Source organism: Pseudomonas berkeleyensis, assembly GCF_014109765.1.
Classification (GTDB): Bacteria; Pseudomonadota; Gammaproteobacteria; order Pseudomonadales; family Pseudomonadaceae; genus Aquipseudomonas; species Aquipseudomonas berkeleyensis.
On the sequence record NZ_CP059139.1, the window covers coordinates 3500350 to 3523324 of the forward strand.

The 22975-nt window shown below is 62.2% G+C and carries 19 protein-coding genes; 9 read left to right on the forward strand and 10 right to left on the reverse strand.

The window, feature by feature from the left end; all coding sequences use genetic code 11:
- Positions 1 to 77: 77 nt before the first annotated feature.
- The 5 genes from exaA (at position 78) to HS968_RS16255 (ending at position 4011) form a co-directional block, all read left to right on the forward strand.
- The gene (gene exaA / locus HS968_RS16235; RefSeq protein WP_182367167.1) at positions 78 to 1940 is read left to right on the forward strand and encodes a quinoprotein ethanol dehydrogenase; all 1863 of its coding nucleotides are present in this window, start codon (positions 78 to 80) and stop codon (positions 1938 to 1940) included.
- A gap of 180 nt (positions 1941 to 2120) precedes the next feature.
- Positions 2121 to 2780 (forward strand): pentapeptide repeat-containing protein, encoded by a 660-nt coding sequence (locus HS968_RS16240; protein ID WP_119695129.1) that lies wholly within the window; start codon positions 2121 to 2123, stop codon positions 2778 to 2780.
- Positions 2781 to 2930: 150 nt separating this feature from the next.
- Entirely contained in the window at positions 2931 to 3218 is a 288-nt protein-coding gene (locus HS968_RS16245; RefSeq protein WP_182367169.1) for a transposase, read from the forward strand.
- 143 nt (positions 3219 to 3361) lie between these two features.
- The gene (locus tag HS968_RS26770) at positions 3362 to 3760 is read left to right on the forward strand and encodes an IS3 family transposase (protein WP_407681662.1); all 399 of its coding nucleotides are present in this window, start codon (positions 3362 to 3364) and stop codon (positions 3758 to 3760) included.
- Between the two features lie 92 nt (positions 3761 to 3852).
- A complete protein-coding gene (locus tag HS968_RS16255) occupies positions 3853 to 4011 on the forward strand; it encodes an IS3 family transposase (protein WP_182367172.1) in 159 nt (52 codons plus the stop codon).
- 462 nt (positions 4012 to 4473) lie between these two features.
- Here HS968_RS16255 and HS968_RS16260 read toward each other — a convergent pair whose 3' ends face one another.
- The 3 genes from HS968_RS16260 to dapA all read right to left on the reverse strand — a co-directional run bounded on the left by HS968_RS16260 (position 4474) and on the right by dapA (position 7445).
- Positions 4474 to 5343 carry a phosphoribosylaminoimidazolesuccinocarboxamide synthase gene (locus tag HS968_RS16260; protein WP_182367174.1) on the reverse strand — a complete coding sequence of 290 codons (870 nt, stop codon included), beginning with the start codon at positions 5341 to 5343 and terminating at the stop codon, positions 4474 to 4476.
- Between the two features lie 84 nt (positions 5344 to 5427).
- On the reverse strand, positions 5428 to 6549 hold the full coding sequence (gene bamC / locus HS968_RS16265) for an outer membrane protein assembly factor BamC (protein ID WP_119692702.1): 1122 nt from the start codon (positions 6547 to 6549) through the stop codon (positions 5428 to 5430).
- A 17-nt stretch (positions 6550 to 6566) separates the two neighbouring features.
- A complete protein-coding gene (dapA, locus tag HS968_RS16270) occupies positions 6567 to 7445 on the reverse strand; it encodes a 4-hydroxy-tetrahydrodipicolinate synthase (RefSeq protein WP_106736215.1) in 879 nt (292 codons plus the stop codon).
- A 204-nt stretch (positions 7446 to 7649) separates the two neighbouring features.
- Between dapA and HS968_RS16275 the strand changes: the two genes are divergently transcribed.
- Positions 7650 to 8207, forward strand: coding sequence for a glycine cleavage system protein R (locus HS968_RS16275; protein ID WP_106736216.1), 558 nt, complete (start codon positions 7650 to 7652; stop codon positions 8205 to 8207).
- Between the two features lie 114 nt (positions 8208 to 8321).
- Positions 8322 to 8795 (forward strand): peroxiredoxin, encoded by a 474-nt coding sequence (locus HS968_RS16280; RefSeq protein ID WP_182367177.1) that lies wholly within the window; start codon positions 8322 to 8324, stop codon positions 8793 to 8795.
- Between the two features lie 156 nt (positions 8796 to 8951).
- Here HS968_RS16280 and HS968_RS16285 read toward each other — a convergent pair whose 3' ends face one another.
- Both HS968_RS16285 and HS968_RS16290 read right to left on the reverse strand, forming a co-directional pair.
- Positions 8952 to 10019 (reverse strand): AI-2E family transporter, encoded by a 1068-nt coding sequence (locus HS968_RS16285; RefSeq protein WP_182367180.1) that lies wholly within the window; start codon positions 10017 to 10019, stop codon positions 8952 to 8954.
- 103 nt (positions 10020 to 10122) lie between these two features.
- Positions 10123 to 10362, reverse strand: a complete 240-nt coding sequence (locus tag HS968_RS16290) for a sulfurtransferase TusA family protein (RefSeq protein WP_106736219.1) — start codon at positions 10360 to 10362, stop codon at positions 10123 to 10125.
- 107 nt (positions 10363 to 10469) lie between these two features.
- Here HS968_RS16290 and HS968_RS16295 point away from each other — a divergent pair, with 107 nt between their 5' ends.
- Positions 10470 to 11903, forward strand: coding sequence for a M48 family metalloprotease (locus tag HS968_RS16295; RefSeq protein WP_182367183.1), 1434 nt, complete (start codon positions 10470 to 10472; stop codon positions 11901 to 11903).
- Positions 11904 to 12053: 150 nt separating this feature from the next.
- Here the strand turns inward: HS968_RS16295 and HS968_RS16300 are convergent, their stop codons facing one another.
- From HS968_RS16300 to HS968_RS16320, 5 genes are all read right to left on the reverse strand, one after another.
- A complete protein-coding gene (locus tag HS968_RS16300) occupies positions 12054 to 16895 on the reverse strand; it encodes an NAD-glutamate dehydrogenase (protein ID WP_182367186.1) in 4842 nt (1613 codons plus the stop codon).
- A gap of 293 nt (positions 16896 to 17188) precedes the next feature.
- Entirely contained in the window at positions 17189 to 18493 is a 1305-nt protein-coding gene (locus HS968_RS16305; protein ID WP_182367189.1) for a TRAP transporter large permease, read from the reverse strand.
- Between the two features lie 220 nt (positions 18494 to 18713).
- A complete protein-coding gene (locus tag HS968_RS16310) occupies positions 18714 to 19217 on the reverse strand; it encodes a TRAP transporter small permease (protein WP_179621932.1) in 504 nt (167 codons plus the stop codon).
- Between the two features lie 88 nt (positions 19218 to 19305).
- A complete protein-coding gene (locus tag HS968_RS16315; RefSeq protein ID WP_106736224.1) occupies positions 19306 to 20295 on the reverse strand; it encodes a TRAP transporter substrate-binding protein in 990 nt (329 codons plus the stop codon).
- Positions 20296 to 20496: 201 nt separating this feature from the next.
- Positions 20497 to 21441, reverse strand: coding sequence for a LysR family transcriptional regulator (locus HS968_RS16320; RefSeq protein ID WP_182367191.1), 945 nt, complete (start codon positions 21439 to 21441; stop codon positions 20497 to 20499).
- 270 nt (positions 21442 to 21711) lie between these two features.
- On the opposite strand from HS968_RS16320, the gene HS968_RS16325 reads away from it, so the two are divergent.
- Entirely contained in the window at positions 21712 to 22935 is a 1224-nt protein-coding gene (locus tag HS968_RS16325; protein ID WP_119692712.1) for an OprD family porin, read from the forward strand.
- Positions 22936 to 22975: the final 40 nt, after the last annotated feature.

Below are 22975 nucleotides of genomic sequence, written 5' to 3' on the forward strand. Positions count from 1 at the left end.
AAACGTCAGCGATGACACGCAGACAGTTCGTAGAGAGGCCCGGCAGCGACCTACCACCTCCAATGGGAAGCACAACGATGACAACAAGAAACCTACCCAGCACCCCGCGTCCCCTGGCGCTTGCATTGATGCTGGCCGGCGGCCTGGCACTGAGCCAGGGCGCGTCCGCCAAGCCGGTCACCTGGGAAGACATTGCCAACGACCACACCACTACCAACAACGTGCTGCAGTACGGCATGGGCACCAATGCCCAACGCTGGAGCCCGCTGGCCCAGGTGAACGCCGAGAACGTGTTCAAGCTCACCCCGGCGTGGAGCTATTCCTTCGGTGACGAGAAGCAGCGCGGCCAGGAATCCCAGGCCATCATCCATGACGGCGTGGTCTATGTGACCGGCTCCTACTCGCGGGTATTCGCCCTCGACGCCAAGACTGGCAAACGCCTGTGGACCTACAGCCATCGCCTGCCCGATGACATCCGTCCGTGCTGCGACGTGGTCAACCGCGGCGCCGCCATCTATGGCGACAAGATCTACGTTGGCACCCTCGACGCCCGTGTCGTGGCGCTGAACAAGGACACCGGCAAGGTCGTCTGGAACAAGAAATTCGGTGATCACTCCGCCGGCTACACCATGACCGGCGCACCGACCATCGTCAAAGACGGCAAGACCGGCAAAGTGCTGCTGATCCACGGCAGCTCCGGCGACGAATTCGGCGTGGTCGGCCGCCTGTTCGCCCGCGACCCGGACACCGGCGAAGAGGTCTGGATGCGTCCGTTCGTCGAAGGCCACATGGGCCGCCTGAACGGCAAGGACAGCACGCCGACCGGCGACGTGAAAGCACCGAGCTGGCCGGATGATCCCAACCACCCGACCGGCAAGAAGGAAGCCTGGAGCCAGGGCGGTGGCGCCCCGTGGCAGAGCGCCAGCTTCGATGCCGAAACCAACACCATCATCATCGGGGCTGGCAACCCGGCGCCGTGGAACGGCTGGGCACGTACCGCCGACGGAGGCAATCCCAAGGACTACGACAGCCTGTACACCTCCGGCCAGGTTGGCGTCGACCCGACCACCGGAGAAGTGAAGTGGTTCTACCAGCACACCCCGAACGATGCCTGGGACTTCTCCGGCAACAACGAGCTGGTGCTGTTCGACTACAAGGACAAGGACGGCAAGGTCACCAAGGCCACCGCTCACGCCGACCGCAACGGCTTCTTCTATGTGGTCGATCGCGCCAACGGCAAGCTGAAAAACGCCTTCCCCTTCGTCGACAAGATCACCTGGGCCAGCCATATCGACCTGGAAACCGGTCGCCCGGTAGAAAACGAAGGCCAGCGTCCGCCCAAGCCCAAGCCCGGCGAAAGCAAGGGTGAAGTGGTCGAAGTCTCCCCGCCGTTCCTCGGTGGCAAGAACTGGAACCCGATGGCCTACAGCCAGGACACCGGCCTGTTCTACGTTCCGGCCAACCACTGGAAAGAGGACTACTGGGCCGAGGAAGCGCACTACAAGAAAGGCTCCGCCTACCTGGGCATGGGCTTCCGCATCAAGCGCCTGTTCGACGACCACGTCGGCATCCTGCGCGCGATGAACCCGACCACCGGCAAGGTGGCCTGGGAACACAAGGAGCGCCTGCCGCTGTGGGCCGGCGTGCTCGCCACCAAGGGCAACCTGGTGTTCACCGGTACCGGCGACGGCTACTTCAAGGCCTTCGACGCCAAGAACGGCAAGGAGCTGTGGAAGTTCCAGGTCGGCACCGGGATCATCTCCCCGCCCATCACCTGGGAACAGGACGGTGAGCAGTACATCGGCGTGACTGCCGGATACGGCGGCGCCGTACCGCTGTGGGGCGGCGACATGGCCGAGTTGACCAAGCCGGTCGCCCAGGGTGGTTCCTTCTGGGTGTTCAAGCTGCCGAGCTGGGACAAGACCACCGCCAAACGCTAATGGCTGAACGTATGGCGCACCCTAGGGTGCGCCATACGCACCAGCTTTTCGCGTTTCCATCTCGCCATCTGCGCTGCCCTAGTAGTGCGCACGGCGCACCCTACCCAGACGCCCCATCGTCTTCCCGTGGGAGCGGCTAAAGCCGCGAAGCGAATCAGGTCATCACACCGAGGACTCGCCATGAACTATCTACCCCTGCTGATTCCAGTCGTGCTGCTGGTACTCGGCAGCCACGCCATTGGCGCCGAAACTCCGAACGACGGCGTGCCGCAGATCAATGGCTGCCGCATCGAACCCGACAGCAAATGCCCCAACGCCAACCTGCGTGGCGCCGACCTGCGTAACCTGGATATGCGCCGCATGGATCTTGCCGGTGCCGACCTTTCCGGCGCCGACCTGCGCCACGTCAACCTCGACCTGGCCAACCTGGAAAAAGCCAAGCTGCGTGGCGCCAACCTCACCCGCGCCAGCCTGCAACAAAGCAACCTGCGCCTGGCCGACCTCTCCGGCGCCAGCCTGGTGGCCATCAGCGGCTGGGGGCTGTTCGCCCAGGCTGCCGAATTCGAAGGTGCCGACATGCGCGCCGCAAACCTGGAATTCGCCCGTCTTTCCGGTGCCAAGCTGCACAACGTCCAACTGCAAGCTTCCAACCTGGAAATGACCTGGCTGAGCAAAGCCGACCTCAAGGGCGCGCATCTGGAAGATGCCAACCTGCAGGAAGTGAAGCTCGGCGGCTCCAACCTGGAGAACGCCAACCTCACCGGTGCCCGCACCCGCTTCGGCAACTTCCAGGACGCCAACATGCCCGGCTGCGTGCAATGCCCAAAAGGCTGGGACTGAGCCCGATCTCGCGTAGGGTGGGCAGGGCGGCGATCCGCTTCAGCCCACCAACAGAGCGCGCAACCAACGCCAACCTATGTTTTAACTGGTCTGTCCCAGGCAGAGTGGACACTGACTTAAGGTGGATAATGTCCGCCGCAAGGAGTGTTCATGACCCAGACCAGACGATGTTTTCCCGAATCTTTCAAACGCGAGGCGGTAGACCAAATGCTTGCCGGCGAGCCGCTTCGTCATGTAGCCGAGACGCAGGACATCGCTGAAAGCCTGTTGGGCAAATGGAAGCGCCAGTTCGAACAGCAAGGTGATGGCGAGAGTGCAGAGCTGCGCCGGCTACGCCAGCAACTGGCTCAGGTCGCCATGGTGCGCGATGTTTTAAAAAAGGCACTCGCCATCTTCTCGCAGCCTGCGAAGTTAAGTTCCGCGCCATTGAGGCGCTGACCGGTCGTTATCCCGTAGCGCCGCTGTGTCGTCTGCTGCGGGTGTCGCGCAGCGGCTTCTATGCCTGGCAGCAGCGACCACCTTTGGCGAGAGCGATGGCGAATCGGCGTCTGAGCAAGGAGATCCGCTGCATCCACCACGAGATGAATGGGATCTATGGCCATCGCCGAATCAAGGCCGAGTTGGCGGGCATGGGGCATGCGTGTGGTCGACACTTGGTGGCTCGACTGACGCGCGAAGCCTGTCTACGCGTTCGTTCGCGCAAGCGCTGGCGACTGGTTTCCAGCAGTCGCCATGCTCTGCCGATTGCCTCGAATCACCTGAATCGCCAGTTCGCTTCAGATCGCGCTAATCGGTACTGGGTCTCGGACATGACCTACGTACGGGCGGCCCAAGGCTGGCTGTATCTGGCCGCCGTCACGAGCTGTTGTCGGTTGGGCGATGCACCATCGGATGCAGCAGGCCCTGGTACACGCCGCATTAGAGATAGCCGTTGCTCGCCGACAGCCGCAAACCGAGGTACTGCTGCACTAGGATCGTGACAGCCAATACTGCGCGTACGATTACCAGACCTTGCTGCGGCGACATCGCATCGTGCCCAGCCATTCACGCCCGGGGAGCGGACAACACTGCGATGGAGAGTTTCTTCCGTTCGCTGAAGGCTGAACGGGTGTACCTGACTCGCTACGCCAGCTACCAGGAGGCGAAAACCGACCTGTTCGACTACATCCGCTTTTACAATCACCGCCGCCGCCACTTGACGCTGGGCTATCTCAGTCCGATGGAGTTCTAGCGGCGCTATGCGAACAGTAACTCTTTAACTATCTGTCCACTAGTTCCGGGACAGACCAGTGTTCATGCCAAACAATGCTCACGGCACTGGAAAGCACGCGCCGTCGGATGTGCCATGGGTGGTGATATCGAGAAAACGCTGATTATCAGCGGCAGGCCCGAACCTGACGACGAACTGAGACAAGCTGTGTATAGCGCATGGTCATGCGTCAAAGTGGTATGCCCCCCGATTTTATGTAGGGTCAGTATGTTCGCGTCGCTCATGACGAGGTGGCTGGCGAGGGTGTATCGCAGCACGGGCGATAACCGGCTAGCCAATATTGGTTCAGGCTCTTCATTGACCAAGTCCTGCGCGCCAGGCTTGACCTCGTAGCCTGAAACGCAGGCCACGCATACAAAAACGCCGCCCTCCTTCACGGAGCGCGGCGTTTTTATTGAGCCCAGGCCAGCCTGACGCTAAGGCTTATACCGTCAGGCGGGTCAGTGCTTCGCGGTATTTGTCGGCAGTCTTCTGCGCCACGTCTGCCGGTACGGTCGGGGCCGGGGGCTGTTTGTTCCAGCCGGTGGACTCCAGCCAGTCACGCACGAATTGCTTGTCGAAGCTCGGTGGGTTCTGGCCTTCGACATAACTGTCGGCCGGCCAGAAGCGGCTGGAGTCCGGAGTCAGCACTTCGTCCATCAGGGTCAGAGTGCCGTCCTCATCCAAACCGAATTCGAACTTGGTGTCGGCGATGATGATGCCGCGAGTGGCAGCGTACTCGACGGCAGCGGTGTACAGCGCGATAGCGGTGTCACGCACCTTGGCGGCCAGTTCGGCACCGATGATGGCTTCGCACTGTTCGAAGCTGATGTTCTCGTCATGATCACCTACGGCGGCCTTGGTCGAGGGAGTGAAGATCGGCTGCGGCAACTTGGCCGCTTCCTTCAGGCCTGCCGGCAGGGCGATGCCGCAGACGGTGCCGCTCTTCTGGTATTCCTTCCAGCCGGAGCCAGCGATATAACCACGCACGATGGCCTCCACGGCAACCGGCTTGAGGCGCTTGGCGACCACGGCGCGGCCTTCGACCAGCGGCAGTTCGGCAGCCGGCACGACGTCCTCGATCTTGTCGCCGGTGAAGTGGTTGGGCACCACGTCAGCCAGTTTGTCGAACCAGAAGTTGGAGATAGCGGTGAGGATCTTGCCCTTCTCCGGAATCGGCTGCTCGAGGATCACGTCGAATGCCGACAGACGATCGGTGGCCACCATCAGCATGCGCTTGTCGTCGATTTCGTAGAGGTCGCGAACCTTGCCCGAGTAAATCTTTTTGAGGCTCAGGGTGGTGGGTGTGCTCATGTCGGCATTTCCGTTTCTGGCAAACAAAACAGGCGAAACCCTGGAGGGTTTCGCCCATCGATCAATGGCTGAGTCGCGATGCGATCAGCCGAGGTTGTCCTGGATCAGGCTCAGCACGCGGCGCGATACATCGGCCGGGGCAACGGTGTTGAGGTCTTTTTCCACGGTGACCTGCACGCCATCGCCAACCGGAGTCAGGCGAACCTGATAGCGCTCGGCGCGGGCTTCGATCTCTTCCTTGCTCGGCGCGCTGCCGAACATGCGACCGAAGAAACCTGGCTTCTCTTCATTGACCTGGGCACCTTCGGCCAGGTTGATGTAGTACAGGCCAAGGCTTCGGTTAAGGTCGTCGACGCGTACGTCAGCAAGCTCCAGCGAGCGGGCGACGCCAGACCAGGCGCGGTCGAAATCGGCACCAAGGTTGAGTACCGGGTTGCCGTTGCCATCTTCGCTCAGGCTGACGCGGCTGGGTGCATCGAAGTCGCGAGCAGCGAGCAGGGAAACCGAACCGCCCTGCTCCACACCGCGAGCCATGCTCACCAGCATTTCGTCGAGCAGTGCGGCTTCCAGGCTGGCGTTGCCACTGCGGGCGGCGAAGCCGACATCGGCTGTGCTGCCGGCCGGACGCTCGGCGCTGGTCACGAAGACTTCACTGGTGTTGCGCTGTACGCCCGGCTCGATGCGCACGCGCACGCGGGTTTCAGCGTCCGGCGCAACGCCGGAAACACGGCTGCTCAGGCGACGCGCCATGCCAGCGGAGAGTTCGTCGAAACGCTGCCAGGAGGTGGTGAATTCACCGGTCTGCGGACGCTCTTCGGCAATACGGAAGCCGTTGTCCTCGAAGAACTGGCGGGCCAGCGGCCAGACTTCGGCCGGTACGCGCTGGGCCACGACCCAACGCGAATCGCCACTGCGCTGCAGACTGAACTCGCGCTCATCGGCGCGCACCTGCAGTGCCAGCGGACGCGGCACTTCGAACTCGGCCGGGGTTTCAGTGCTGCTGGCGATCTGTGCAGGCACCGGCAACAGCGGGTCGAGACGCTTGGCCTGGACATCGGGCGGCAGCTGCATCGGGGCGGTCTGACGCGCCTCCAGATAATCAGTGCCCCGATCACGGAAATAGCCATTTTCACCCCAGAGCCAACCACAACCGCTGGTGCTGGAGACGATCAGAGCAAGGGCGGAAAATCCGGCCAGTCGCTTCATGCGTAGAATCCTTGAGATTAAGCCAATACACCGCACTGGCGCATGGCCTGGCGCAGCGGTTCGTGACAACGCGGGCTGAGCCAGGTCAGCGGCAGGCGAATACCGTCGCCCATCAAGCCCATTTCGTGCAGTGCCCATTTCACCGGAATCGGGTTGGATTCCAGGAACAGCGCCTTGTGCAGAGGCATCAGGCGGTCGTTGATGGCGCGGGCGATGGCCGCCTCGCCACGCATGGCGGCGGCGCACAGGTCGCTCATCGCACGCGGCGCGACGTTGGCGGTAACGGAGATGTTGCCTTTGCCACCGAGCAGCATCAGTTCCACGGCAGTGGCATCGTCGCCGGAGTAGACGAGGAAGTCCTTGCTGACGCGATCCAGTACTTCCTGGGCACGCTGCAGGTCGCCGGTGGCTTCCTTGATACCGATGATGTTGTCGATCTTCGACAGGCGCTCGACGGTCTCCGGCAGCATGTCGCACACGGTGCGGCCCGGTACGTTGTAGAGGATCTGCGGGATGGCCACGGCTTCGGCGATGTGGCGGAAGTGCAGGTACAGGCCTTCCTGGGTCGGCTTGTTGTAGTACGGCGTGACCAGCAGCGCCGCGTCGGCGCCGACTTCCTGAGCGGCCCGGGTCAGCTCGACCGATTCACGGGTAGAGTTGCCACCGGTGCCTGCGATCACTGGGATGCGGCCGGCAACCTGCTTGACCACGCGTTTGATCACTTCGATGTGCTCGCCCACGTCCAGCGTGGCGGACTCACCCGTGGTGCCGACCGCGACGATGGCATTGGTGCCCTCTTGCAGGTGGAAATCCACCAATTTGCTCAGGGCCTCCCAATCCAGACCACCCTGCGCATCCATGGGCGTGACCAGTGCCACCATACTGCCCGCAATCATGCAACCGCTCCTGCCGGAAAAATTGAGCCGTAATGGTACTGGTGCCACCAGTCCGGCACAAGCAACGGACAAGGGCTTGTCGGCACTCATCGTCGCCCTCGGCACGCGGTGCCGCCATTCCCCTGAGCGGTGCTTTTCGCTAACCTGCTGTCTTTGGTCTGTGGCTGCCAGTGCGCAGACCGTTCATCGCTTTAGGAAGGCTGCATGTCCACCCCCCCCGTTCGCGAACAATTCCTCGTTATCAGTGCCCTCGGCCGCGATGCCATGGCCCTGACCAACCTGCTCAGCCGCACCAGCCATGAAAACCGCTGTGCCGTTATCAGCACCCGCCTGAGCCGCCATGGAGAGTTCAGCGCTTTGGTGCTGCAGGTATCCGGCAGCTGGGATGCCCTGGCTCGCCTGGAGTCCGGCCTGCCCGCGCTGGCCAAGAAGCATGATTTCTCGGTCAATGTGATTCGCAGCGCCGCCGCCGAAGTTCGCCCGCAGGCTCTGCCGTACGTTGCCTACGTCAGCGCGGTGTATCGTCCGGACATTCTCAACGAGCTGTGCCAGTTCTTCATCGACCACCGCGTCGAACTGGAAAGCCTGACCTGCGACACCTATCAGGCGCCACAGACCGGCGGCACCATGCTCAACGCCACGCTGACCGTGACGCTGCCAGCGGGCACGCAGATCAGCTGGCTGCGTGACCAGTTCCTGGACTTTGCCGATGCCTTGAATCTGGATGCGCTGATAGAACCCTGGCGCCCGCAGAACCCGTGACGCTCTGCTGCGCCGGCAACAGATCCGGCCAGTTCATTTATAGCGTGTAACCTCCGCGGCCTTGCATGGCGCCAGCTCGCGAGATCATCGACCGCCTCTATTGAAGGAGTCCCCATGACCGTAGCCATCGACCAACCCGTCGCCGACTTCCAGGCCCAGGCCACCAGTGGCCAGCAGGTGAGGCTGTCCGATCTCAAGGGCAAGCAGGTGGTGCTGTACTTCTACCCGAAAGACGCCACACCGGGCTGCACCACCGAGGGCATGGACTTCCGCGCCCGCTTCGAACAGTTCCAGGCGGCCAATACAGTGATCTTCGGTGTGTCGATGGACAGCCTGAAGAAACACGAAAGCTTCAAGTGCAAGCAGGAGTTCCCCTTCGAGCTGATCAGCGACGAGGCGCATGAGCTGTGCGACCAGTTCGGCGTCTACCAGTTGAAGAAGAACTACGGCAAGGAGTACATGGGCATCGTGCGTAGCACCTTCCTGATCGACAAGGATGGCGTGCTGCGCGAGGAGTGGCGCAACCTGAAGGTTGCCGGCCACGTCGACAAGGTGCTGGCAGCCGCCGAGGCGCTGCACAAGGGCTAAGTGCGCCGGCGATGGTGTTTGTCGGTGCGCACGGCGCACCCTACGGCATTGCTGGATACCCCTGAAACCTGAAAAAGGCCGCGTTTGCGGCCTTTTTCATTGGGCTGGTAACAGGTCTGCGCACTTCGCGGCTGAAACCGCTCCTACCCGCCCCGGTCAGGCTTGTACAGGCTCTGGCTCGATTCGCGGCCAGGCATTGAGCACTGCCTTGAACAACGTCGCCAGGGGAATGGCGAAGAAGATGCCCCAGAAGCCCCACAGCCCGCCGAACAGCAGCACGGCACAGATGATCGCCACCGGATGCAGGTTGACGGCCTCGGAGAACAGCAACGGCACCAGCACGTTGCCATCCAGCGCCTGGATGATGCCGTAGACCACCATCAGGTAGATGAACTGGTCGCTCCACCCCCACTGGAACAGCGCAATCAGCGCCACTGGCACCGTCACCACCACTGCGCCGATATACGGCACCACCACCGACAGGCCGACCAGCAATGCCAACAGCGCGGCGTAGTTGAGACCCAGGTAGGCAAAGGCGATGTAGGTCGCCACGCCACAGACGACGATCTCGATGAACTTGCCGCGAATGTAGTTGGCGATCTGCTCGTTCATCTCTTGCGCGACCTGGGTGATCAGCGCCCTTTCACGCGGCAGGTAACCACGAAACCACTGGCCGATCAGCTCGCGATCCTTGAGAAAGAAGAACACCAGGATCGGCACCAGCACCAGGTAGATCATCAGACTCATCAGCATCGGCAGGCTGGACAGCGAGAACGACAGCGCCCACTGGCCCATCTTGCCCGTCTCGCCGCGCATGCTGTCCATCAGCTGGACGATCTGCGCATCGGTGATCAGATTCGGGTAACGCTCCGGCAGCAGCAGGAACATCGACTGCCATTCGGCAGCCATGCGTGGCAGCTCGTTGAACAGGGTGCTGAGCTGCTGCCAGAGCAACGGCATCAGCACCAGCAGGAAAACCGCCAACCCGCCCATGAACAGGGTGAAGACGATCCACACGGCCAATACCTGCGGCACCTTCAAGCGTTCCAGGCCATTGACCAGCCCCTGCATCAGAAAGGCCAGCACCATGCCGGTCAGCACCGGGGCGAGCATGCCGCCCAGGGTCAGCACTACGCCGAAGCCGAGCACCAGCAACACGGCCAGCACCACTGCCTGCTCGTCGGAGAAGTAGCGATGCACCCAATTACGTAGAACCTTGACCATCGGAAATTCCTTGATGCCGGAAAATACCGGCGCTCTCATACGCCTTGCGCATGAGACATGACGCGCTACGACGGCGGGATGTGTTGCAGGCTGCTACAAGCGATCAAGCCTTGCGTAGCCAATAACGGTAGACGCCAGCCTCGACTTCTTCATGCAACAGGGCATGCCCGGCCAGGCTGGCAAAGGCCCGGAAATCGCGCTGCGAGCCGGCATCGGTGGCACTCACCTTGAGCACCGCGCCGCTGGCCAGGCGATTGAGTTCGAGCTTGGCCTTGAGCAAAGGCAGCGGGCAGTTGAGCCCGCAGGCGTCCAGTTCGGCATCGAAAGCCGGTACGTCTGTCATCGTTTACTCCATGAAAGCGGCTAGGATACCCAAGCCCTTACAACCCTGGCCAGCGCAGTGGCTGGCCGGCTACAGTAACGCCTTTGCCGCCTGAGAGCTCTGAGTGCATGACTTTTCTGCGCCCTACCCTGTTGACGCTCGCCTGCCTGTTTGCCGCGCATACCGGCGCCAGTGATCTTCCGTCGCTGGGCGATGCCAGTTCCTCGATCGTCTCGCCGCAGCAGGAACACCAACTCGGCCGCGCCTGGCTCGGCCTGCTGCGTGGCCAGGTGTCGCAACTGGACGATCCGCAGCTCAAGGACTTCGTCGAGACCAGCGTCTATCGCCTGTCGGAAACCAGCCAGCTGCAGGATCGCCGCCTGGAATTCGTTCTGCTCAACAGCCCGCAACTGAACGCCTTCGCCGCCCCCGGCGGGATCGTCGGGGTCAACGGTGGTCTGTTCCTCTATGCCCAGACCGAGGCCGAGTACGCGTCGGTGATGGCGCACGAACTGGCGCACTTGTCACAGCGTCACTTCGCCCGTGGCGTCGAGGCCCAGCAGCGCATGCAATTGCCGCTGATGGCAGCCATGCTCGCCGGTATCGTCGCTGCCGCCGCAGGTGCAGGCGATGCCGGCATAGCCGCGATCATGTCCACCCAGGCCGCTGCGATTCAGGAGCAACGGCGCTTCTCCCGGCAGAACGAGCAGGAGGCCGACCGTATCGGCCTGGTCAACCTGGAAAAGGCCGGCTACGACCCACGCGCCATGCCGCTGATGTTCGAGCGCCTGATGCGTCAGTACCGTTATGACGCGCGGCCGCCAGAATTCCTGCTGACTCACCCGGTGTCCGAATCGCGTATCGCCGACACCCGCAACCGCGCCGAGCAATACCCGGCGGCAGGGCGCGAGGACAGCCTGCGTTACCAGTTGATGCGCGCCCGCGTGCAGCTGACCTATGAAGAGACGCCGGGCGTTGCCGCCAAGCGCTTTCGCGCCATGCTCGACGAGAACCCCAATCTTGACGCCGCGCGCTACGGCCTGGTACTGGCGCAGATGAAATCCGGTCAGCTCGCCGAAGCAGGTCAGACCCTGGCACCGCTGTTGAGCAAGGAGCCGGACGATATCGTCTACAACCTGGCGCAGATCGAAATCGATATGGCCGCCAATCGCCTGGATGCCGCCGAACGCCGCCAGCAGCGCCTGCTCACCCTGTACCCCAGCAACTACCCGCTGCAGCAGACGCACATCGATCTGTTGCTCAAGCAGCAGCGCGTGCGCGACGCCGAACGTGCGCTGGACGAGCTGCTCAAGACCCGACCCAAGGATCCCGATGTCTGGTATCAGGTCGCAGAGGTTCGCGGCCTGAGCGGCAACACCATCGGCCTGCACCAGGCGCGTGCCGAATACTTCGCCCTGGTCGGCGACTACAACCAGGCCATCGAACAGCTCGACTTCGCCAAGCGTCGCGCCAGCAACAACTTCCAGCTGGCCTCGCGCATCGATGCACGCCAACGTGAGCTGGCCGAAGAGAAACGCCTGGTTGAGCAGATGCTGCGCTGACCGAGGCGATGACGGTGCGCACGGCGCACCCTACGACACACCGCATCGCGTGTACCGCCGTAGGGTGTGTCATGCGCACCGATGACAGCCTCACCCGACTGAAACGAAGAAGCCCCGCACTTGGCGGGGCTTTCTCGTTTCAGCCGCAGATCAGGCGCTCTGCGCCAGATCCATCAGCTCGCGGTTGGCCACCGCGTACATGGCGTAGTCACTGCCAGTCGCCGCACGCAGCTCGGTGAGCATCGCCTTCCAGCGATCCACCAGGCGATGATGCTGCTCCAGCCACAGGGCCACACGCGCTTCGATCTCCTGCGGGCCATCGGCCATCTGCAGCACCGACACGGTGATCGCCCGTTGCTGCCAGTCCAGATCATCACGGAAGGCTTCGCGGGCCAGCGCCTGCCAGTTGCTTTCCACCGCCAGGCCAGTGATCTGCTGCAGATACCAGGACAGATCCAGCGCGCCACCGACGGCGAAGTAGGCCGTGGCCACTTCGCTGGCGTCCTTGCCGGTGACGTCCGCCGCCTCGATGATCGGCAACAGCGTGTAGAGGTGCGTGGTGCCCGCGACCACACGGGCCAGCTCCTCCGGTGCGCCCGCTTCGACGAAGCCCTGATAGCGCGCCAGCCACTGCTCGCGTGCCGGACCTTCGAGCAGCTCATCCAGGCGACCGACCAGCGCTTCGATACGCGGTGCGAAATGCGCCACGTCACGCGCGGCATCCAGCTCGTTGCGGCGGCTGCGCAGGAACCAGCGCGTGGCACGACGGCCCAGACGCATCAGCTCATCCATCAACTGCAGTTGCAGCTCGGCCGGCACCTTGTAGTCCAGTGCCTCGATCTGCGCCCACCAGTGCGGCAGGCGGAACAGGTCGCGCACGATCACGTAGGCACCCGCGACGTTGGCCGCGCTCATGCCGGTGGACTCCTTCAGGCGCTGCACGAAGGTGATACCCATGTGGTTGACCAGGTCGTTGGCGATCTGCGTGCTGACGATCTCGCGCTTGAGGCGGTGACGGCGCATGGCGTCGCCGAATTTCTCGGTGAGGATCGCCGGGAACGCGGTCTCCATTTCGCGAGCCAGGTAGTCGTCATCCGGCACCAGGGACTTGAGCAGCGACTCCTTGAGGTCGATCTTGCTGTAGGAGATCAGCACCGACAGTTCCGGACGGGTCAGGCCGCGGCCGCTGGAGGCACGTTCGTTGAGCGCCTCGTCGGTCGGCAGAAACTCCAGGGCACGATCGAGCTTGCCAGCGCCCTCCAGCGCGTTCATCAGGCGCTTGTACTCACCGATGCGCTCACGGGCACGACGTTCGGCCAGCGACAGCGCCTGGGTCTGCTTGTAGTTGTTGCCCAGCACCAACTCGGAGACGTCATTGGTCATCTCGGCGAGCAGTTTGTTGCGCTGCTTCTCGGTCATGTCGCCGGCGGCGACGATCTCGCCGAGCAGGATCTTGATGTTCACCTCATGGTCGGAGCAGTCCACGCCACCGGCGTTGTCGATGAAGTCGGTGTTGCTGGCGCCACCATTCAAGCCGAATTCGACACGGCCAAGCTGGGTCATGCCCAGGTTGCCGCCCTCGCCCACCACCTTGGCGCGCAGCTCGCAGCCATCCACGCGCAACGCGTCGTTGGCCTTGTCGCCGACATCGCCGTGGCTTTCCTTGCTGGATTTCACGTAGGTGCCGATACCGCCGTTCCACAGCAGATCCACCGGCGCCTTGAGCAATGCATTGAGCAGCTCGGTCGGTGCCAGCTTGTCGGCGGCGATATCGAAGCGTTCCTTCATCTGCGGGCTGATGGTGATGCTCTTGGCACTGCGCAGGAAGATGCCGCCACCCTCGGAAATCAGCTTGGCGTCGTAGTCGGCCCAGCTCGAACGCGGCAGCTCGAACAGGCGCTTGCGCTCGACGAAGCTCTTGGCCGCGTCCGGATTGGGGTCGATGAAAATGTGCATGTGGTTGAAAGCCGCCACCAGTTGCAGGCTTTGCGATAGCAACAGGCCATTGCCGAAAACGTCGCCGGCCATGTCGCCGATGCCGATCACAGTGACGTTGTCCTTCTGCACATCAATGCCGCGCTCACGAAAGTGGCGCTGCACCGAAACCCAGCCGCCCTTGGCGGTGATGCCCATGCCCTTGTGGTCGTAGCCAGCCGAGCCGCCCGAAGCGAAGGCGTCGCCCAGCCAGAAGCCGTATTCGGCAGCGATGCCATTGGCGATATCAGAGAAAGTAGCGGTGCCCTTGTCCGCCGCCACCACCAGATAGGGGTCGTCGGCATCGTGGCGCACCACGTTCTGCGGCGGCACCACCTCGCCCTCCTTGAGGTTGTCGGTGATGTCGAGCAGGCCGGAAATGAAGATGCGGTAGCAGGCGATACCCTCGGCCATCACCTCGTCGCGCGAACCACCGACCGGCATCCTGCGCGGCACGAAGCCGCCTTTGGCGCCCATCGGCACGATCACTGCGTTCTTCACCTGCTGCGCCTTGACCAGGCCGAGCACCTCGGTACGGAAGTCCTCCTCGCGGTCGGACCAACGCAGGCCACCACGGGCGACATCACCGAAGCGCAGGTGCACGCCCTCGACGCGCGGGCTGTAGACGAAAATTTCGAACTTCGGCACCGGACGTGGAATGTCCGGGATCAACCGTGGGCTGAGTTTGAAGCTGAAGTAGCCTTTGGCCTGACCGCCCTCACCCAACTGGTAGAAGTTGGTACGCAAAGTGGCTTTGATCAGATCCAGGTAACGGCGCAGGATGCGGTCTTCGTTGAGCACCGCGACGTTGTCCAGCTCACCGAGGATGGCCTGCTCGAGCTTCTGCTGCTTGTCTTCCAGATCCTCGGCGCTAAGTTTGCGTGCCAGGTAGAAGCGCGTCTTGAACAGGCGCACCAGCTCCTTGGCGATATCGGCATGGTTGATCAGGGTCGCGGCGATGTAGCTCAGGTCGAAACCCAGGCGAATCTGCTTGAGGTAGCGCGCGTAGGCACGCAGTAGTGCCACATCACGCCAGGGCATGGCCGCAGTCAGCACCAGGCGGTTGAAGGCGTCATTCTCGGCGTCACCGCCGACGATATGGATAAAGGCATCCTGCAGCGTGTCATTGAGCTGCTGGATATCGACATCCAGCCCCTCGGCATAGGTGAAGGCGAAGTCGTGAATCCAGAACTCGCGGCCATCGGCACGGCGCAGCTTGTAGGGGAACTCGCCAAGTACGCGCAGGCCGAGGTTCTCCAGAATCGGCAGCACATCGGACAGCGGCAGCGGCGTGTCGGCGTGGTAGAGCTTGCAGTGCAGTTGCTGGTCGCCTTGCGCCAGCGGCTGGTAGAAGCTCATCACCAGCGGCCGCTCGGCGCTCAGTCGGAGCAGGTGCTGCATGTCCACCACCGCCGAATGCGGGGCGAAACGTTCGCGATAGCCGGCCGGGAAATTTTTCGGGAAATCGCCCAGCACGCGCGTGCCCTTGGCTTCGCCGAGGCTGTCGACGATCAACGCGGCGTAGTCATCGGTCCAGGAACGGCAAGCCTGGATCACTTCGCGTTCGAGCTGCTGCGGATCGATATCGAGCTTGTTCTTGGGGTCGACGCGCAGGATGAACTGCACACGCGCCAAGACCGACTCGGAGAAGTAAGTCCAGAACTCGCAGTCGCTGGCCTGCAAGCGGTCGACCAGCACCTGCTGGATACGCAGGCGGGTTTCCGTGGAATACACGTCGCGCGGCACGTAGGCCAGCGCGTAGACGAAGCGACCATAGGGGTCGAAGCGCAGGAACAGGCGCACCTTGTTGCGCTCCTGAATCTGTACGATCGACAGCGCGGTGCTGAACAGCTCGTCCACCGGCGTCTGGAACAGATCGTCGCGCGGCAGCACTTCCAGCACCTTGACCAGCTCCTTGCTCAGGTGGCCATGGGCGGTGAAGCCGGAGCGTTTCTCCACCTCGGCGACCTTGCGGCGGATATAGGGAATCTCGCGCACGCTCTCGCTGTAGGCGATGGAGGTGTAGATGCCAAGGAAACGGCATTCCTTGATCACCTTGCCCTTGGCGTCGATCTCTCGGATAGAGACGAAATCCGGGTAGGCCGGACGATGCACGCGGCTCGGCTGCGCGGCCTTGGCGAAGGACAGCAGCATCGGCTCGCGCAGGTAGTTCAGGGCGTAGGGTTCGATATGCAGGTCAGCGCGGCTCAGGCCCTTGCGCAGGCGTGTGGACAGGCCCAGCAGCGAGCTTTCGTCGTACTCGATATAGCCACCGTCGGCCGCCTCGTGCACGGTGAACTCTTCATAGCCGAGGAAGGTGAAATGGTCGTCGCGCAGCCACTGCAGGAAGACCTTGACCTCCTCCAGCTCGGCCGCTTCGATCTTCAGCTTGCTCTTGTCCAGCTTGCCGAGCAGCTCCAGTGCCTTGGCCTTCATCGGCTGGAAGTCGGCCACGCTCAGGCGCACCTCTTCCAGCACCTCCAGCAGCGCGCTGTGCAGCGATTTCATGTCGGCATTGCTGGCGCATCGGTTTATCTCCAGGAACATCAGCGATTCCTGGGTAACGCCCTTGCCGGTGCTGCCCTTGGCCAGCACTTCCTGCAGGTTGCCGTTCTTGTCACGGCGCACGCTGAGCACGCTGTTCTGCAGGGTATGGATGCTGTAACCACGGCGGTTGAGTTCGATACGCACCGAGTCGACCAGAAACGGGATATCCGGGTGCAACACCTCGATCGCGGTGTGAGTGCTCTGCCAGCCGTGCTTTTCGTAATCCGGGTTGAAGACCCGCACCTGCGGCTCAGCCGGATCGAAGCTGCCCAACAGGCGCCAGGCTGACAGGGTGCAGCCGACCAGGTCGGAGAGGCGCCGCTGAATCAGCTCCTCGAGCGCGATGATGCCGAAAAATTGTTCAGCGAACAGCGCCACTTGTGGCAACGCCTGCTCACTCACGTGCTGAGCCAGGGCCGCTTGCAGTTGGTGCTGGAAGTCGGCTTTGCTGGCCGCCGTAAAGAACGCCATGGTTATGCTCCATTTGGCTGGTGGGTTCGACAGGAAGGCAATCGCAGGTCTTGATCACGCCATCCACGCGTTAGTTCAACGTTAGTCCATGAAGCGCCAATGACAGCGGCAGGCAGCGCAAGAACCGTAACGAAGAATGGCGACCGATCGGTCACATATGGCGGATCAGCTTAACGAGGGACGGTATGCAGCCGCTTGCGAGGCTGCGACATTTTCGGTCAAGGGCGCACCCGGGCGGTGCGCTCTGCGACCCCTGCCCCGCCCGCGAAGAGCGGGCGGAGCAGGGAAGCGACTCAGGCGCCGCGCATCGCTTCGGGAAGTGCCAGGACGATCTGCGGGAACAGGGTGATGAGAATCGCCGTCAGCACCAGCAACAGGAAGAACGGGAAGCTGGCCTTGGCCACCGTCCACATGTCGCGCCCGGTGAGGTTCTGGATCACGAACAGGTTGAAGCCAACCGGCGGCGTGATCTGCGCCATCTCCACGGTGAGGATGATGAAGATGCCGAACCACAGCAGATCGATACCTGCCGCCTGCACGGCCGGCAGGATCACCGCAGTGGCCAGGAGGATGATCGAGATGCCATCCAGGCAACTGCCGAGGATGATGAAGAACACCAGCAACGCAGCCAGCAGCACATAGGGCGACATCTGCTTGGCGATGATCCAGTCGGCCAGTGCCGACGGCAGCCCGGTGAAACTCATCGCGGCGGTCAGGTAAGCGGCGCCGAGCAGGATGAAGAAAATCATGCACGAGGTGCACACCGCGCCGAGCAGGCTGGACATGAAGGTCTCGACCGTCAGCGAGCGCGAGTACAGGGCGATGCACAACGCACCGACCACACCCAGCGCCGCCGCTTCGGTAGCGGTCGCCACACCGGTGTAGATCGAGCCGATCACGGCGACGATCAGTGCCACCACAGGAATCAGCAAACGCGCCCGGCGCAGCTTCTCGCGCAGTGGCAGCGCCGGTTCTTCCGGCGGTAGCTGGCCGCGATTGAGCTTCGACCAGATCATCAGGTAGCCGGAGAAAACCACCAGCAGCAACAGGCCCGGCAGGATGCCGGCGATGAACAGGCGTGACACCGATACCTGCGCGCCCACGGCATAGACGATCATCATGATCGACGGCGGAATCAGCAACCCCAGGGTGCCGGCACCAGCCAGCGAGCCCATGGCGACGCCTTGCGGATAGCCACGGCTCTTCAGCTCGGGCAGCGAAATGCGGCCGATGGTGGCGGTGGTCGCGGCAGAGGAGCCACTGACCGCGGCGAAGATGCCACAGCCCAGGACGTTGACGTGCAACAGCCGTCCCGGCAGACCGCGTACCCAGGGCGACAGGCCACGGAACATGTCTTCCGAGAGTTTGGTGCGATAGAGGATTTCACCCATCCAGATGAACAGCGGCAGCGCCGTCAGTGTCCAGCTGGCACTGGCCGTCCAGCTGGTGGAGGCGAGAATAGAACCGGCAGGCGCCCCGCCGAACAGCTCCATGCCGATGATCCCGACGCCCAGCAGAGACAGGGCAACCCAGACACCACCGCCAAGCAGGACGAACAACGCCACCAGCAGGGTGATTGCAATGATTGTGTATTCCACGGCGAACTCACTGTTGTTTTAGACGGCATTTGCCGCCACATCTAAAGGGCGCCTCTAAAAACTACCTGCGTTGTCATCACCGCGTTAAAAACAAGCTCGTGCGCGAGTCCGATCAAAATGCTCATTTACAGCCCGTAAACTCCGCTTTTTCGCTTGTTTTTGCCTTGTGCTGACTACCTCGCCTACGTTTTTAGAGACTCCCTAATTGGGGACGCGGCACTCACTCGCTCATCACGCCAGGCGTCTGGTCTTCGAAGCGCTGCCCACGGCACACCAGTACCAGGCGCTCGGCCATGGCGATCACCAGGATCACGGTGCCCAGCACCATCGGTATCTGCGGTATCCACATCGGGATCGGTAACAGACCGGAAGAGACTTCCTTGAACTCGTAGGACTCCAGCACGAACAGCGCGCAGTACCAGGCCAGATAGGCGGCGATCAGCAAGCCGACCATGTTGCCCAGCACCTCGACGGCGAACAGGCTGCGCTGCGGCAGAATGCGAAAGAGCAGTTCGACACGAATGTGCGCGCCGCGCATCAGCGCATAGGGCAACGCCAGAAAACCCGAAGCAGCCATGCAGTAGGCAGCGAATTCGTCGGTGGACGGAATCATGGTGCCGAACTGCCGGGCCAGAATCTGCGCCACGATCAGCACGCAGATAAGGATCAGAAACAGACCGGCCAACAGGCCGGACAAGGTGTACAACTTACGTAGCCAACTCATGAGACGAATGCCTCGCACGCGAAGGAAGCGATGGGCGGGCCCTGGAGAACCCACCCGGGAGGCGGCGCGGCGAGCGCGCCGCCCTGGATCAATTGCGGTAGGCGTCGATGATCGCCTTGCCTTCATCACCGGTACGCTGCAGCCACTCGGCAGCCATGGTCGCACCAATGTTTTCGAAACCCGCTTCCACTTCGCTCGGAGCGCTTTCGCTGACTTCCATGCCGTTCTCCGCCAGGGTCGCCACCAGTGCACTGGTTTCCGCCTGGGCGGCGGCCCAGCCCTGCTCTTCCGCACGCTTGGCGGCCGCCAGTACGGCCTGCTGCGACGCTTCAGGCAGACGCGCGAAAGCACGGGCGTTGACGATCACGAAGTTCTTCGGGATGAACGCCTTGACGTCGTAGTAGTACTTGGAGAAGTCCCAGGCCTGGGTATCCACGCCCGTGGTCGGCGAGGTCAGCATGCCGCTGATCATGCCGGTGCTGAAGGCCTGCGGCACTTCACCGGTCTGGATCACGGTAGGCACGGCGCCCATCAGCTCGGTCATACGCGAGGTGGCCGGGTTATAGGCGCGAAACTTCATGCCCTTGAAATCGGCCATGGTATTGATCGGGGTCTTGGTGAAGATGCTCTGTGGCGACCAGGGCATGGCATAGAGCAGCTTGACGCCCTGCTTCTCCAGACGCGCTTCGACAGCCGGACGACTGACCTCCCAGAGCTTCTTGGCATCGTCATAGTTGCGCGCGAGGAACGGCACGCTGTCGATTTCGAAGATCGCATCCTCGTTGCCCAGAACCGACATCAATACGTCACCGAGCTGAACCTGCCCGGTCTGCACCGCACGCTTCACTTCCGGACGTTTGAACAGTGCGGAGTTGCTGTGCACACGAATCTGCAGTTCGCCATTGGTGGCGTCGGTAACGTCCTTGGCGAAGGCCTTGGCAACCTTGGTGATGGAGTTGCCGTCGGGCTGTTCGGCACTCATGTTCCAGCGCTCGGCGGCCTGCGCACTCACGCTGGAAAAGCCGATGAGGCACGCGGCCAGAGCGGAAAGTGCAAAACCTGATGCGGTACTTTTCATGCAATGCTCCTGATCGTTGTTATGGGCGCTGGTCGAGGCGCCAAGGTGTGGACGAAACCGAGTCTCGGCAGATCGTCCAACCCTGTCCAACTAGAAAAACCGGGGGCGCATGATCGGAAATCGTTATGAGACGAAACGAGGCAAAAGCAGCCTCCGCGCACCATAAACGGGCGATCATCAAGGCAGGTAACAGCAGGAAAATCAGGCGAGTTTCTGCTCGGCCTGAGGCGCCATAAAGGTCATCATTCCCTGCCCCATCTCTTCTACATAGGCACCCAGGGCCTCACAGGCCAGGGAGATGATGTCCTCGCTCAGTTCCAGGCCAACACCGGTGCGCCAGGTGGCTACCACTGGCAGCGACGGTGGTTCGGGCACGTCTTCGAGAATGGTCAGCAGCCCCTGCTTGAGTTCGTCGCGCACCAGTGCCGGCGGTAAGGCGCCGACCCCGAAACCATCGCGGATCAGCCGCGTCATGGCGGCGATGGAGTTCACGCAACTGATGCGCGGCGCACTGACGTTGCCGATGTGCAGCAGATTGAGAATGTCCTGATGCGGTCGCGAGTTCTTCGAGAAGGTGATGATGCGTTCGCGCGCCAGCTCGTCCATCGAGGCATAGGAGCGGTGGTAGAGCGAACCAGTGGGCACGATCCAGCGCACCGGAAAACTGGCCAGTTCGAGATTGCGCACGCTGTCGCCGTTGACCATGTCGGTCTGAAACACGATGTCCAGATAGCCCTTGAGCAACTGCTCGTTGAGGTTGCGCGCAGTGTCGGCGGTCAATTCGATCTCCACCCCCGGGTAGCGCTCCATCACCCGTGTTACGAACGGACTCAGCCAGGTGTGAATGACGGTATCCATCGCCCCCACACGAATCCGTCCCTGAATGCTGCCGGTATCACTGATCGATTGCTTCATGGCGTGCATGGTGTCGATCATGCGCTCGGCATACTCGAGCACCTTCTGCCCTTCCGGGGTGAGGGAAACGCCCTTGGAGTCACGCAGGAACAAACGCGTGCCCAGTTCGTCCTCGAGCGCAGCGATACGGCTGGAAATGGAAGCCTGGGTGCTGAAAAGCTTCTCCGCGGTGAGGCGGAAGCTCTTCAGCCGCGCCACCCAGACGAAGGTCTCGAGAAATCTCAGGTTCATGCCACGACGCCTCTTCGAAATGCTGAAAGAACGGGCCTCGCCAACTGCGTTTCCCAGCGTCGGGCGTAGCAGGTTGCATGCCAGGCAAATTCTATTCGGCGGATGAATTTTCTTATCGCCCGCCCCTGTTTTTTCTCGTTGGACGCCGTCTCGAAACGCTTTGAAGAATGGCGCCGCGCTCTGCGCAGACCACAACAACATCATTCAAAACGCGCTCTGCCAAGCAGCCGCTCTCGTCGGCTGCGCGCTCCCAACAGGAGACACTGCACCATGAAACCCCATTACCCATTGGCATCCGCGCTGTTGCTCGGCGGCGGCCTGCCAACCCTCGCGCATGCCGATTTCATCGCTGACAGCAAAGCCAGCGTCGAGATGCGCAACTTCTATTTCAACCGCGATTTCCGCCAGAGCGGCGCCCGTGACAAGGCGGAGGAATGGGCGCAGGGCTTTCTGCTGCGCATGGAATCGGGCTACACCGACGGCACCGTCGGCTTCGGTATCGATGCATTGGGGATGCTCGGTCTGAAGCTCGACTCCGGCGATGGCACCGCCGGTAGCGGCCTGCTTCCGGCGGATCGTTCCGGCGGCTCGCAGGACGAATATTCCAAGCTCGGCCTGACCGCCAAGGTGAAGGTCTCCAACAGCACGCTGAAAGCCGGCGCCCTGCACTTTCGCAGCCCGATCGTCTCGGCCAACGATTCACGCCTGCTGCCGCAGACCTTCCAGGGTGCATTGCTGAACGTTCAGGAAATCGACAACCTGACCCTGCAGGGCGGCAAGATCAACCGCATCAAGGCCAACAGCTCCACCGACTACACCGAGATGACGGGCAACCGTATCGGCGGCAACAGCGACTCCTTCGTGTTCGGCGGCGGCGAATACAAGATCACCCCGCAGCTCACCGCCGGCCTGCATTACGGCACCCTCGAGGATGTCTACCAGCAGTACTACGGCACCCTGGTGCACGTGCTGCCGCTGGGCGATGGCCAGTCGTTCAAGAGCGACCTGCGCTATTCGCAGAGCCGCGAGGACGGCAACTTCCGCGACCTCGACAACAAGGCCTTCGGTGCCATGTTCACCTACAGCCTGGGTGGCCACGCCTTCGGTGCCGGCTACCAGCGCATGAGCGGTGACGACCCGTTCCCGTACATCGCCAGCAGCGACCCGTTCCTGGTCAACTTCGTGCAGATCAACGACTTCGCCAACACCGAGGAACGCTCCTGGCAGGTGCGTTACGACTACAACTTCGCCAGTATCGGTATCCCCGGCCTGACCTTCATGACCCGCTACATCTCCGGCGACAACGTCGAGGTTGCCGGTCGCAGCAGCGAAGGCAAGGAATGGGAACGCAACATGGACATCACCTACGTGGTGCAGAGCGGCCCGCTGAAGAACCTCGGGCTAAAATGGCGTAACGCTACGGTTCGCTCCAACTTCGGCAACGATCTCGACGAGAATCGCCTGATTCTCAGCTACACACTGCCACTCTGGTGATAGCGACGCACCGACGGGGCCTTCTTAGGCCCCGTTTTTC